General features: G+C 43.8%; 10 protein-coding genes. 4 read left to right on the top strand and 6 right to left on the bottom strand.

What is annotated here, in order from left to right; genetic code table 11:
* Positions 1 to 321: 321 nt before the first annotated feature.
* Positions 322 to 2,055 (top strand): hypothetical protein, encoded by a 1,734-nt coding sequence (locus V7L29_RS09605; protein ID WP_334735295.1) that lies wholly within the window; start codon positions 322 to 324, stop codon positions 2,053 to 2,055.
* A 279-nt stretch (positions 2,056 to 2,334) separates the two neighbouring features.
* On the opposite strand, the gene V7L29_RS09610 is transcribed toward V7L29_RS09605, so the two are convergent.
* Positions 2,335 to 3,366 carry a 1-acyl-sn-glycerol-3-phosphate acyltransferase gene (locus V7L29_RS09610; protein ID WP_334735296.1) on the bottom strand — a complete coding sequence of 344 codons (1,032 nt, stop codon included), beginning with the start codon at positions 3,364 to 3,366 and terminating at the stop codon, positions 2,335 to 2,337.
* 512 nt (positions 3,367 to 3,878) lie between these two features.
* On the opposite strand from V7L29_RS09610, the gene V7L29_RS09615 reads away from it, so the two are divergent.
* Both V7L29_RS09615 and V7L29_RS09620 read left to right on the top strand, forming a co-directional pair.
* Positions 3,879 to 4,199 carry a helix-turn-helix domain-containing protein gene (locus V7L29_RS09615; protein ID WP_334693723.1) on the top strand — a complete coding sequence of 107 codons (321 nt, stop codon included), beginning with the start codon at positions 3,879 to 3,881 and terminating at the stop codon, positions 4,197 to 4,199.
* A gap of 1 nt (position 4,200) precedes the next feature.
* Positions 4,201 to 8,274, top strand: coding sequence for a PAS domain S-box protein (locus tag V7L29_RS09620; protein WP_334735297.1), 4,074 nt, complete (start codon positions 4,201 to 4,203; stop codon positions 8,272 to 8,274).
* A 569-nt stretch (positions 8,275 to 8,843) separates the two neighbouring features.
* On the opposite strand, the gene V7L29_RS09625 is transcribed toward V7L29_RS09620, so the two are convergent.
* The 4 genes from V7L29_RS09625 to V7L29_RS09640 form a co-directional block, all read right to left on the bottom strand.
* Positions 8,844 to 9,239: a type II toxin-antitoxin system VapC family toxin gene (locus V7L29_RS09625; protein ID WP_334735298.1), complete on the bottom strand. Its 396-nt coding sequence runs from the start codon at positions 9,237 to 9,239 to the stop codon at positions 8,844 to 8,846.
* Positions 9,236 to 9,520 (bottom strand): hypothetical protein, encoded by a 285-nt coding sequence (locus V7L29_RS09630; RefSeq protein WP_334693720.1) that lies wholly within the window; start codon positions 9,518 to 9,520, stop codon positions 9,236 to 9,238. The genes V7L29_RS09625 and V7L29_RS09630 overlap by 4 nt, the downstream gene beginning before the upstream one ends.
* A gap of 45 nt (positions 9,521 to 9,565) precedes the next feature.
* Positions 9,566 to 10,798: an aspartate aminotransferase gene (locus V7L29_RS09635; protein ID WP_334693719.1), complete on the bottom strand. Its 1,233-nt coding sequence runs from the start codon at positions 10,796 to 10,798 to the stop codon at positions 9,566 to 9,568.
* A gap of 88 nt (positions 10,799 to 10,886) precedes the next feature.
* Positions 10,887 to 12,092 carry an iron-containing alcohol dehydrogenase family protein gene (locus V7L29_RS09640; protein ID WP_334735299.1) on the bottom strand — a complete coding sequence of 402 codons (1,206 nt, stop codon included), beginning with the start codon at positions 12,090 to 12,092 and terminating at the stop codon, positions 10,887 to 10,889.
* A gap of 307 nt (positions 12,093 to 12,399) precedes the next feature.
* Between V7L29_RS09640 and V7L29_RS09645 the strand changes: the two genes are divergently transcribed.
* A complete protein-coding gene (locus tag V7L29_RS09645; RefSeq protein ID WP_334735300.1) occupies positions 12,400 to 12,522 on the top strand; it encodes a hypothetical protein in 123 nt (40 codons plus the stop codon).
* 296 nt (positions 12,523 to 12,818) lie between these two features.
* Here the strand turns inward: V7L29_RS09645 and V7L29_RS09650 are convergent, their stop codons facing one another.
* Complete coding sequence (locus V7L29_RS09650) at positions 12,819 to 13,343, bottom strand: Ycf51 family protein (protein WP_334735301.1); 525 nt, start codon at positions 13,341 to 13,343, stop codon at positions 12,819 to 12,821.
* Positions 13,344 to 13,573: the final 230 nt, after the last annotated feature.

The following is a 13,573-nucleotide window of genomic DNA, read 5'->3' on the forward strand; positions in this document are numbered from 1 at the left end:
TTATAGGTGTTTTTTTATACAAATAAATCTTTTTAACTTATTTGCTATCCGCTTATTAAGATGTTACTAAGCAGATAGCAAATTTGGACTTCGGACAAAAAAGATGTGTTCGCAGATATTCTCTGGACATCATAAAATACCTCAGTTTTTTTAAATCTGCGATCACTAACACATATTGAGTGATTGAGAAAAGTATATTCTTTTACCCAGATAAACATACAGCAATAATGCATTTTACAACTTGATGTATGTGCATTTTATTTCTGTGAACTTTGAATCAGCAAATTAACCGTACTAAGCTACATTGAGAGGATTTTGATTATGGCTAGACTAACCATTCCACCCAATTTCACTGGCACCGCCAATGCGGACAAAATAGTAGGGGAAGAGTTAAATGCATCTGTAGCAATTGGAATTGATATTTTAACTCCAGGTTTGATTAATACAGGCTCAGGAAAGGACACCATTGAGGGCACGGGTGTTGGCAATATTGGCAGCAGTGGTACTGGCGGCAACGACGGTAACGGCAGTAACGGCGGTACTGGCACTGGCATTGCTAACAGTGGCAAACTGAATGCAGGGAACCAAGAAGACACTATTTCTGGTATCGGTACTGGCGGCGACGGCGGCAACGCCTACAGCGACGACAGGTACAACAGCAACTACATTGGAGGCAAGGGTGGCAAGGGTAGCAAGGGCACTGGAATTGCTAACAGTGGCAATCTGAATACAGGGTACCAAGAAGCCATTATTTCTGGCATCGGTACTGGCGGTAAGGGTGGCAACGGCGGCGACGACAGCGGCGACGGCGGCGAGGGTGAGGACGGTGGTACTGCCACTGGCATTGCTAACAGTGGCAGTCTGAATACAGGGAACCAAGAAGACATTATCTATGGCATTGGTACTGGCGGCGACGGTGGCAACGGCGGTGAGGGCGAGAAGTACCTGGGCATGGGCGGCGACGGCGGTACTGGCACTGGCATCACTAACAGTGGCAAACTGAATGCAGGGGATGGAAAAAACATGATCATCGGCACTGGTACTGGTGGTAAGAGCGGTTACGGCATCGGCTACATCTACGACATCGGCTACAGCTACGGCGGTACTGGCACTGGCATTGCTAACAGTGGCAATTTGAATACCGGAGACCAAGAAGACACTATCAACGGCACCGGTACTGGCGGCAACGGCAGCGACGGTCGCGGCTTCGTCGGCTACGGCGGCTACGGCGGTACTGGCACTGGCATCGCTAACAGTGGCAATTTGAATACTGGGGACGGAAAAGACACTATTAACGGCACCGGTACTGGCGGCAACGGCGGCCAGAAAAGCTACGAAGGCGACGGCGGCTACGGCGGTACTGGCATAGGCATCGCTAACAGTGGCAATTTGAATACTGGAGATGGAGAAGACACTATCAACGGCATCGGTACTGGCGGCAAGGGCGGCAAGGGCGACGTCGGCTACGGCGAAGCTGGTGCTGGGACTGGCATCCAGAACATTAAAGACGCCACTATCACTACAGGGTCAGGCAAAGACACGATTACCGGTTATGGGAATAGCTCAGGAGAAAACGCCACAGCCTATGGCATCTTTAATGATGGAGTGATTGATACTGGCAATGATTATGACAGACTTACCGGACAGGCAACAACCACAATTGGTGGCACTGCCTATGGCATTTATGGAAAAGGAACCATCAACACTGGCAATGGCAATGACGAAATTATTGCCACCAGTATCGTAGCTGGAGTTCAACAGAAAGTCTCTATCGGTGGCGGGTTGACCATTGATTTGGGCACAGGGAATGACTACTTGAAAGGATTCGGGGAAGCAACTGTTGATGGCGGTAAAGGTTTTGACACCCTGGATTTGGGCGCTTTCAAGCGCTCTGAACTGATCGTATCTGGTGTTATTTCTGGCAATACCCTTAATTCTGCCAACATTAGTTTCAACAACAATGGAAACTCCATTACCTTGTCCACAACTGGCTTTGAGAAATTTATCTTTGCAGATAGCTCTTTCAGCTACAGCACTCTGGCAAACGGGGCATGAGTTTGTTAACAACGGGAGCTTGTCCTAAGCATATAGAATAATAGACAACCCTGGACAAAATAGTACAACTTTGTACAGGGTTTTGTTGACAATCCTACCTATAATAAATATAAGACTTTTACATAATCATAAATAATAGTATTAAAAAGAAGAAACTCTAGTGCTTTATCAAGCAAAACACAGCTAAAATTAAATTATCTCATAAAGTTTTCTGATATTAAAGCACGCTGAAATAGCAATATTTATATACAAAAGATTGACTTGAATTCACATGTAATATTAAATTCTTCTCAAAAACTGATTAATTTTAATTTGCAGTTTTTCCCGTAATTGTTGTGCCTGCCGATAAGCTACTGTACGCTCTTTGTTTGAATAGTTGTATAATTCTGCTGGTTCCAAAGGCTGAATAAAGTAACGCAGCCGAGTTCTCATTGCCCAAATTCCCATTGAAGGAAACAGAATTAAGACAAGCATTAAAGGCGAAAAAGGCAAGAATGGTAATTTGACTAGTCGTTGCAATTTCTGGAAATTAATAGCCCAAGGATGTAAAAATTCACTACCGATGCAAACTACTGGGAGAATGGGAATTTGATAGCGATCGCTCAACTTAATAAAACTCACATCAAACTTTTCCAGTTGATAGCGTCTTTTCCAACCTTTCAGAGGGCCGCGGATACCTTCGGGTGCATATAAGAGAATTTTACCTTGGGCGATAGCTGTTTCAAAATCATCTAATTCGGCTCGCACACCACCTAAAACCTGCGACCATTTAGATGGTAGCCACCAAATCACCCAAGGATGCTCAAATAGTGCTGGACTTGCTACAGGTTGTATCACCCATCCTCTAGCTTCACTTAATAAATAACCCAAAGTCAAAAAATCCCAAGGAAAACACATCCCTGCGTGATTCATTGCTACAATCAATGGCCCTGTTAGCGGCAAGTTTTCGACTTGTTGCAATTCTCCACGAAAATAGTATTTAACGATGGGGCCGAGAACTTCTTGACGAAAAGCTTGTTGATATTTAGGATCAAATTCACCAACTTCTTTTCCAGGTGAACGAAAACCAAGACGCAACCAACGACTCAGCAGCGCCAGATAAAATCCGCCAGGAATTAAAAATAATCCATATTCTGGCCAATTCCAACCTTCTGGATCGATGTGATAGTGCTGCCAATGGCGGTTGAATAAAATTAGCCAGCCTGGAGGATACCAAAGACAAAACCAATCAAACCAGCTAAATATATAGTCTTTACCTGGTACATTTTCCAGTTGAGTGTTTAAAAGGTTTTCGGAGTGTTGATTAATCAAAACAGTGATATGGATCAGACAAAAATTTTATTTAAATCTTATCATAGCTTTACAGCTTTGCCATTGGCCTCTTAGCTGAGAAGTAAAATTAACTACATATTTTGAGAATCATTTCAGATAGTTTTACCAAATATTAGCGATAAAAAGTTATAAATACAAAGTATTGAATAAAACTTATGTATTTAGGATATCTTAATAAAATATTAAGCAGGTAAGTTGCGAAGCATGGGAATGTAATGCACCATCCATAAATTTTTGGCGGTGTATGATCCTTTAACATTAACAAAGCGCTTAATATAATACTATTTCTGCATCACATACCAACAAAATTTAATGTTTATTTTATAGATCCCTGCTCCAGTTCTTTTCTATTAGCAAGTTTTTGTGGCATCACCTGAAAATAGTGAACAATTATCTGAAGTATGGTGAGGGACTGAAATCAGTGAAGAGTAAACAATGACGGCTGATAACTGATATCGGTATGCGCCAAAAGATGAAATTGATCACAACTGATGACTGTTCAAATTCTTTCTCAAGCTGGAGACAAATGGCGAGACATCTGTCCTACTCTTCCTATTATGGAACTAGAAAAACCACTAAAAATTTCAGATTTAATCCGTGAACTTCGGCAGCAACTCGATCTCTCTCAGGAAAAGTTTGCAGCCAACTTAGGAGTTTCCCTACGAACAGTCAACCGCTGGGAGAACGGATCTACAGTGCCTTCACAGATGGCACTAAAGCTAATTGAAGAAATGTTACAGAAGATGGGCGAACCAGGCAAAAGACTACTGAACGAGTATCTTCCAAAAGCAAAGCAACGGCAGGACTCCTAAGATGATCGTGAAAGTACCCGGAAAAATTTTGATGATACGCTCTTGGTTACTAAACTATGGTGTGATGATTCTGGCGGTCATAGCGGCGCTGCTGCTGACGCGACTGTTGTTGCCAGTCTTCGATCCGAGCGTATTTACATTATTTTATGCTGCTGTGGCAATTAGTGCCTGGTATGGTGGCATGGGACTTGGAGTACTAGCGATCGCCCTGTCTATTACAACTGCGCTTTATTTTTTGATCGAGCCAGTCTACTCATTCGGTTTCCTCAACCCGAATGTCTTGGTAAGATTAACCACGTTCTCATTAGTATCCTTGTTAATTACTGCACTCTCCTCAGAGTTGCGAACTGCTAGACGCAAAGCAGAGACAAGTCTAAAGTTGTTGCAAAATAGCGAAATGCGGTTTAGCCGACTGGCAGAATCCAACATCATTGGGGTGATTGTAACTGATATCAACAACGGCTCAATCATGGAAGCCAATGATGCTTTTTTGAAGATGGTTGGCTATACGCCAGAAGATTTGTCCGCTAACCAAATGAAATGGCGTGAGATCACCCCACCTGAGTATCTTCTTTTGAGTGAGAGTTCAGTGGAAGAACTTAGAACGACCGGAGTATGTAAGCCCTTTGAGAAGGAATACATTTGTAAAAATGGCGATCGCATTCCCGTTCTGCTTGGTTCTGTGCTTGTGGGAGACACTCAAGAAACAGTCATTGGCTTCGTTGTTGATTTGAGTGAACGCAAACAAGCAAAAGCAGCATTACAGCAAGCCAATGATCGGAACACACGCACTCTGGAAAACATGAGTGATGCATTTATTACTTTAGACCAGGATTGGCGAATCATCTACCAAAATGCCGAAGCAGGGCGAATAAACGGCAAACCCAGGACAGAGGTTATCGGGAAGTCGTACTGGGAGGAATGGCCCCTATCAGTAGGCACTAATGTAGAACATCAGTACCGACGGGCGATGGCAGAACAGATTCCCGTCCACTTCGAGCATCATTACTACTTCCCGTCCAAGTATGACCTGTGGCTGGAGATTCACGCCTACCCTTGTGAGGATGGTCTTGACATTTTCTTCCGTGACATCAGCGAACGCAAGCAAGTAGAACAAATTTTGCGGGAGAAAGAGGAACGCCTGAGGTTAGCTAACGAGCGTTTTGAGTTAGCATCTGCTGCGGTCAACTGTTTGATTTATGACTGGAATTTAGAGCAAGATACCGTTGAAAGAACCGAGGGGTTAACCCGAATTTTGGGCTATTCCCTCGACATTGCCCAACCAACTGGTAATTGGTGGCGTCAACTTGTGCATCCAGAGGATTTGCAGCGTGTACAAGAGGCGGCGATCGCTTTGGTAAATGGCGATCGCTATTCTGCTGAGTATCGCATTCGCAACAAACATAATCAGTATGTCCACGTACTGGATCAGGGGATAGTGGTGCAGCGAGATGCTGATGGAAAACCAGTACGCTTAGTTGGCAGTACTACAGATATCAGCGATCGCAAGCAGGCTCAGAAAGCAGTTCAAGCAAGTGAGGAACGCCTCAGGAGTTTTGTGAAAGCGAATGTAGTTGGCATTCTCTTTGGTGATGTGAATGGTGGTATCACTGAAGCCAATGACGAGTTCTTGCGAATTGTCGGCTATACCCTGGAAGATATCCAGGCAGGCAGACTATGCTGGACTGAGATCACGCCCCCTGAGTACCAATATTTAGATGAACTGGCTATTGCCGAGGCAAGAGCGAAGGGAACCTGTACTCCCTATGAGAAGGAATGTATTCGCAAGGATGGTTCCATTGTCCCAATTGTAGTTGGCTACTCTCTGTTAGGAGAATCTCGGCACAAATCAGTCGCATTCATTCTGGATATTAGTGATCTCAAACAAGCTAAAAAAGCGCTGAGTCAGAGTCAAGAGCAATTTCAAGCTTTTATGGACAATATTCCAGCCGCAGCATGGATTACGAATGCAGACGGACGTGTACTTTACCTCAGTCCAACTTATCTGAGCACATTCGATTTAGCAACAAATAAGGCGATTAATAAAAACATTTTTGACCTATACCCAGATCAAATCGCTCAACCCCTCCTCGATAACATTAGAATGGTTGCCGAGACGAATCAGGTTGTTGAAACGATCGAGTCTGTCCCACGCACAGATGGTACCTTAGGGGAATTTTTGGTATATAAGTTTCCCATTGCCGATGTCTCTGGGCAACGCCTGGTAGGAGGGGTTGCAGTTGACATCACCGAACGCGAACGCGCCCTTCGTGAACGCCAGCTTGCAGAACTTGCCTTGCAAGAGCGTACTGAACGACTCAAGCTGCTCTCTGAAACAACCAGCGATTTGCTTTCAACTGAGCGCCCCTTGGATTTAATGAACAGCTTGTTCAGCAAACTCTCGGCGCAGATGGATTTGCATTTTTACTTTCACTATCTAATTGATACACACGAAAATAAGCAGAAACTTCGATTAGTAGGTTGGACCGGCATTACCGATGAAGTCTTTCAAGCAATTGAATACCTGGAATTTAATCAAGGGATATGCGGACTAGTAGCGCAAAAACGCCATCAAATTGTCGTCAATGATCTGCTACACTCTACTCATCCAAATGCCGACATCCTCCAGGCTTTGGGAATTACAGCCTATGCCGGTCAACCGTTAATTGCTCAGGGAAAGCTGCTTGGTGTCCTCTCCTTTGCCAGTCGCACCCGTACCCACTTCACTTCTGGAGAAATTGCCCTATTACAAGCAACCTCCGATCAAGTGGCGGTTGCTCTGGAACGCGCTCAGTTGATGGCTTCGTTACAGCAGCAAAAAGAGCAATTAGTCCAAGCTAACCGGATCAAAGATGAATTTTTGGCGGTTCTTTCCCACGAACTTCGCACACCGCTAAACCCAATCTTGGGATGGTCGAAGTTACTGCAAACTAAAAAGTATGATCAAGCAACTACCACTCGTGCCCTGGAAACAATTGAGCGCAATGCCAAGCTTCAGACGCAACTAATTGAAGATTTGCTGGATGTCTCTCGCATTTTGCAAGGTAAACTCAGCCTGAATATTGCTCCTGTGAATTTGGAAACTGTGATCGCAGCAGCAATAGAAACTATACGTCTAGCCGCTGAAGCCAAATTTATCAATTTGCGATTTACGATTTTAGATTTTGGATTAGAAAATCCTCATAGAAATTTAGAATCTATCGATTTCAACGAGCAACCTGACAATCTAAAATCCCAAATCCTAGTTGCGCTGGAAACGCACCAAAGCGGCGATCCAAAATTTCTAGTAATCGGTGATTCAGGTCGCTTACAGCAAGTTATCTGGAATTTACTTTCCAATGCTATTAAGTTTACCCCCCAAGGTGGACAGGTAGAAATCAGTTTACAATCACTTGGTTCTCAGGTTCAACTTCGAGTTAGTGATACAGGTAAGGGAATTAGCCCAGATTTTCTACCCTATGTCTTTGATTACTTTCGACAAGCTGACGGTGCAACTACCAGGAAATTCGGGGGACTGGGATTAGGATTAGCTATTGTTCGTCACATTGTAGAACTACATGGCGGCACAGTTCAGGCAGAAAGTTTGGGTGAAGAACAGGGAGCAACCTTTACAGTCATGCTACCACTGATGAAGATTCATCTAAATAGCCACCAAATTGCTCGACAACCTGATGATTCGCCTGATCTAAATGGGGTGAGGATTCTGATTGTGGATGATGAGCGGGATACGCGAGAGTTAATTGCTTTCATTTTGGAGCAGTCTGGCGCGGTAGTAATCCAGGCTGCATCTGCTTTGGAAGCACTACAAGTTATGCCTCAGTTCCAGCCAAATCTGCTGTTAAGCGACATCGGAATGCCGGAAGTAGACGGCTATATGCTGATGCGTCAAATCAGAGCCATGTTACCAGAGGATGGAGGACAAATTCCAGCCATCGCCCTGACAGCTTACGCAGCAGAGGTTGATTATCAACAGGCAATTGCTGCCGGATTTGGGCAGCATATCACCAAACCTGTGGAACCAGCTAAATTAGTTCGAGCGATCGCAAACCTGATTTGTAGTTGTAGCAACCTGTAAACTAACTTCCGATCCTTTTAGATTTAGTGCAGCATAGTTTTAGACTTCATCAGATTCCTAATTTTCACCTAATGTTTGTTGCGCGGCGTGCCGAATGTGCAAAATGCGAACTGTGGACACTTCACAATTCTCAACAATAGTGAAAATAATCCGGTATGAATTACGACTTTGACCATATAGAAGTTGGCGAATCTCTTTGCTGAAATACTCATTTTCCCTTGTAAGAGGACAACCTTTAAGCATTTCTGACAAAGACTCGATTGCTAAAAGCAATTCTTCATATCATTATTTTGCTCTTTCTGGAGATATCAATTGCGACAGTCGAAGGAAGCCACTATCGGCTTCTACCTCCGCCACACTGGAGATTTCAACGCGATAAGTCATGAATCGACAGACAGATCGTACTTGCGGCGTTGGTCTTTAGCAAACTCCTCAAGTGAACGAGAATTCTCCTTATGTAGCAATTTATAACAACTTTGCTCTCAGTGGATATGAAAGGGCATGAAAGCCCGTAGCAATTAAATGAGGAATAGTGGTAGCGGAGGTTTGTATGAATTAGATTTTGATAATCAAGGGAGAATTCTTTTTACATCAGAATAGGCAAGTATTTTTTCATCTACACTTACCAAAGGAACATCATACATTCTTGCTGTTGAAACGATAATTCTATCGGCTGGATCTTTATGAAAATTACCTGGAAGTGAGTAGGAATCAATGGCAATTTGGGGAGTGATTGATAAAAGAAGTACTCCCTCTTGTGCCAAAGCAATATTAAACCATTCTTGAATCGAACAGGGAAGAATTAACTTATTTTGAGTAACAAGTCTGCTAATTTCTAACAAACTGATGGAGCAAACACCTAAACCATGAGGTCTTTCCCTATTTATTGCCTCACGCTGGCCAAGGGTCAACTTTGAATCATTATGATTCCACCAAACCCAAATATGAGTATCAAGAATGATCACAAATCATTCCCTTCAAAATTCTGATTCATTTCCCAATCATCAGGAGAAATAACGGGTTCATTCGGATCTGCCAAATAAACGTAGGGTTGCATTTTTACAAGAGGATTAATGGCAAATTTCCCCTGATTATCAGAAGAATAGCTAATTTGCCCAAACTTTTCTTGAATACTTTCCCTCAAAATGGAAGAAGCTAGTTCTTCAACAGATATTTCTTTTAAAGCAGCAGCTTTAATTAGAGATTCTTGAGTTTCTTGACTGATGTAAATATTAGTACCAATCATTTTTCACTCTATCTACTTTTTTACATGATATCAAACATCATCTAATCAACTAACGAGATCGACGATCGCTTCTGAAGCAGAGACTACAGCTTCAGGTTGATAGCGGATGCCAGCTTGCTTAAAGCGATGTAAAGCTTCACCTAAGCGATCGCAATCTGCAATCAAACTAATCCTGACATAACCCTCACCTGCAACCCCAAAGGCATTACCTGGGGTAAGAACAACACCAGTTTGCTGCAACAGGTTCAGGGCAAAATCTGTGGAACCAACGCCAACGGGACACTTAACCCAAAGATACATCGTCGCCTTAGTTTTGGGGATATCCCAACCCAACTCTCCTAACCCTTGAATCAGGAAATCGCGGCGGGTACGGTAGCGTTGTTGTACCTCGTGCAAATACACATCTGGCAGTTGTAAAGCTGTTTCGGCTGCTGTTTGTAATGCGGCAAAAATTCCATAATCTAAGTTAGTTTTCAGTGTCCGTAAACCTTGAATTACATGGCGATTACCCACCACAAACCCAACGCGCCAACCAGCCATATTGTAGGTTTTAGATAAGGTGTGAAATTCTACACCAATATCTTTCGCACCGGGAATTTCTAGCAAGCTAGTGGGTTGATAACCATCAAAAGCTAACTCGGCATAACACAAGTCATGCACCAGCAAAATTTCATATTTGCGGGCGAAGGCGACGATTTCTTCAAAAAATTCGCGGGGTGCGGTGGCAGCAGTCGGATTACTGGGATAGTTGAAATAGAGAATTTTGGCAAGTCTCGCAACCTCGTCAGGAATCGCAGCTAAATCGATTAACCAGTCATTCTCTGGTTTGAGAATCAAACTGTGGATTTTCCCTCCGGCGATCGCCGGGCCCCGAAAATGGGCGGGATAAGCTGGGGAAGGAACCAGAACAACATCACCTGGGTTAATATAGGCGATCGCTAGATGCGTTAATCCTTCTTTAGAACCCAGCAGTGGTAAGGCTTCGCTATCGGGATCGAGAACTACACCATAGCGACGATGATACCAGTTGGTGATCGCCCGGCGGAAACTTGCAGTCCCCTCAAAAGGAGGATAACCGTGATTGGCGGGATCTTTTAAAGCAGCGATCGCAGCTTCTACTACTGGTGCTGGTGTCGCACCATCGGGGTTTCCCATACCCAAATCAATTAAATCTAACCCTTGTTCGCGTGCTTTAGCTTTCAGTTCATCTAAACGGGCAAATACATAAGGTGGCAGTTTTTGTATACGTTCTGCTGGCACTATCCAATTTAAACTCATTCTTCAACCTCGTCACTCATTCCCTTGGGCAAAACTCTATTCGTAAGGCTGCGCCGTGCAGAGGTTTCCGACGCTCGATAGCGGAGCGTTAGCGACGTAAAAGCGTCTGACTCGTTACCGCTTCGCTATCCGTTGAGGCGACTGCCGTAATATCCCTACTATCTATGGGTGCAGTGGTGGAAACCATTGCCGCCATCAACTGTTCTGGCGCGACTTTAAATGGTAGTCGATGGATGTCAGAATTAGGAACTAAAGCAATTTCAGCGGCTGTTTGCAACTCGCCTAATGTAATATTGCCCAATCCCAAATCACTTAATTTTTGGGGTAGTCCAATTTCTGCATAGAACTTTAACAACTGTTGTCGTGCCGATGCTGCTAATTGATTTCCTTGTAGCATTTCTTCTAAACGCAGTTGCACCAAAATCCCAAAAGCAACCTTTTCGCCATGAATACTGCCATGTCCAGAAATATGAGTTAAACCATTATGCACGGCATGGGCAGCAACTGTGCGACACTGCGCCCCTCCAAGTCCCCCAACTACTCCGGCAAGTAAAACACTAGCGTCTACCACTTCTCGCCAAACCTCACTACCTGGTTCTTTGGTGGCAGCGGCTGACTTTTGGAATAGAATATCTCGTAAAACTCGTGCTTGTTGCACCGCAGCAATAATTAAAGTGTCTTGCAAATGCCCACTGCTAACTGAGGCTTCATACCACTTAGCGATCGCATCACCAATTCCAGCTACTAAAGTCTGTTGTGGTGCAGTTTTAATCAAGTCATAATCAAGTATCAATAAATCGGGACAACGAGACAGCCCTACATCGTAGAGAAACGCTCCGTCTTTTGAATAAACATTCGATAACGCACTCCAAGCTGCACAGGTAGCCGCTGAAGTAGGAATTGTCACCACTGGTAACTGTAACTGCTGGGCGACTAATTTAGCTGTATCAAGGGCTTTGCCGCCACCGACACCGATAATTACATCAGCTTTATGTTCTATTCCCGTCTTCTGTAAAGATTTCAGGCTAGCTTCGCAGCAATCTGCACCATAGGAAGCTTGAGCAATATGTAACTGTTGCATTTCTAAAACTGGTTGCAAATTCTTTCGGCTGATGGCGAGAGTAGACTCACCTGCCACAATTAAGGGACGACTTCCCAAACAGGCGATCTGTGCTACGGCTGCTTGCAACACCCCAGAACCACGGATTACTTTTGCTGGGGCAACTGTGAGCGTAAACAATGAACTAGAGGTTTGAGTAGACAAAGAAGGTTGAGTAGAAAATTTATTGGTCATATAATCTAGTTTGCCAAAACCTTGATATTTCTTAATCTAATAGACTTGCAGTCAGGGATACTTGTTGCCACGCTGCTTTCAGGATAGCTACAAACAAAGTATCTGACTTAACCAAGTTTTTACCGATGTACTCAAAAAGACAAACCACATCGCCAACTGGTTAAGCAATTTGACGACGTTGCTTGAATCTGTGATGTCCATTAGCCTGAAATTCCGAACTATCAAAGTTTTGAATAACCGTATAATTAATTAACATTACCACTCTCAGATTCTCAGGAAAAGTTATTGAGAACTGAATAATCTGTCGATGGTCATTCCAGCTATGGATAAGTGGGTAGACGCATACATCTATCTGTACGCCCCCACAGCCGATTCATTTGCCGCAAAGACTTGTGAAAATGGCAACAGTGGTAATAAGGGTAACAACTAACAACTGTCAGTACCCATTACCTGCACGCTGATTGACCTTTTCTGACAGTGGAAGCACTAAAGTGTGAATATCTTAATCTAAAAATAACTATTAATGTATCAGTAAATACAAAATAAATTATGTCATTCTGATAACAGGTAAATTATTTTTGTTCTCTAGGATTAGGCAGAGGGGATAAGGAGCAACGTTATGCAGCCATCCAGTCTTTTTGTACAGTGCGTAAGTCCTAATAACTCCCCCTGCCCGACAGCAGTTGCTCTTGGGAGAAACCGCCAAGACCGCACTGCCTCCCCTGCTTAAGAAGCAGTAGGTTTTGGCAATTGGGCGAATTTGTCTGTGTAAATTTCGACTGTGATTGGGGAATTTTGACGAGAAACGAGCGATCGCTTGACCTCACCCAAGTAAACTGGTACAGAAATCCCTGGTTCCGGGTGGAGAATGGTACGAGCACGAACTGTCAACTTGTCGTCTTCGCGTGTACCTGAGCGACCATAAGAAAAGAGATTACTAGCTGCTTGACGTAAAGTTGCTTCTAATTGTGTGGGTGTAATTTGGGGTGATGTGGCAATCACCGCTTGTGTTGACCCATTGTCATAAACTAAAGTGTACCGAACTGCTCCTGGAATCACAGTCCGACTCAAGGGGACTATCGAGAGTGCAAATAAACCACCCGTCAGCACCAGCATAAAGCCAGTCGTACCCACCAGCCGAAAGCGGATGCCCCATTTGAGAATAAATGCCAAAACTGCTAAGGCAACAAATACCAAGGTAGCTATACCTGACCATTGGGTGTACTGAAGAAAGTTAGCTGTTGTGAGCATAAGGTTGGTTATGGAGGTGTCTTTTTTTCGTTATCGACACACCTATTTTACCGATAATTTACACCATAAGGGTTATCGTAGTCATCGCTTGATGCGAGTGTATTGGAAAGAGTGAGAAATATTTTTAATCGTCAACAAGACAGTGGAAGGTTTAGAGCAAGCACTGATTATAACTACGAATTCCGTAGCTTGCTTCTCGCCTTCTCTACGAGACGCTACGCGAATGGCGA

The sequence above is a fragment of the Nostoc sp. genome (assembly GCF_036916575.1).
In the GTDB taxonomy this organism is placed as follows: domain Bacteria; phylum Cyanobacteriota; class Cyanobacteriia; order Cyanobacteriales; family Nostocaceae; genus Nostoc.

Coding starts and splice junctions, on each gene's coding strand:
- V7L29_RS09605 (WP_334735295.1), top strand. CDS start 322: ATGGCTAGACTAACCATTCCACCCAATTTCACTGGCACCGCCAATGCG.
- V7L29_RS09615 (WP_334693723.1), top strand. CDS start 3,879: ATGACTGTTCAAATTCTTTCTCAAGCTGGAGACAAATGGCGAGACATC.
- V7L29_RS09620 (WP_334735297.1), top strand. CDS start 4,201: ATGATCGTGAAAGTACCCGGAAAAATTTTGATGATACGCTCTTGGTTA.
- V7L29_RS09630 (WP_334693720.1), bottom strand. CDS start 9,520: ATGATTGGTACTAATATTTACATCAGTCAAGAAACTCAAGAATCTCTA.
- V7L29_RS09635 (WP_334693719.1), bottom strand. CDS start 10,798: ATGAGTTTAAATTGGATAGTGCCAGCAGAACGTATACAAAAACTGCCA.
- V7L29_RS09640 (WP_334735299.1), bottom strand. CDS start 12,092: ATGACCAATAAATTTTCTACTCAACCTTCTTTGTCTACTCAAACCTCT.
- V7L29_RS09645 (WP_334735300.1), top strand. CDS start 12,400: ATGGTCATTCCAGCTATGGATAAGTGGGTAGACGCATACATCTATCTG.
- V7L29_RS09650 (WP_334735301.1), bottom strand. CDS start 13,343: ATGCTCACAACAGCTAACTTTCTTCAGTACACCCAATGGTCAGGTATA.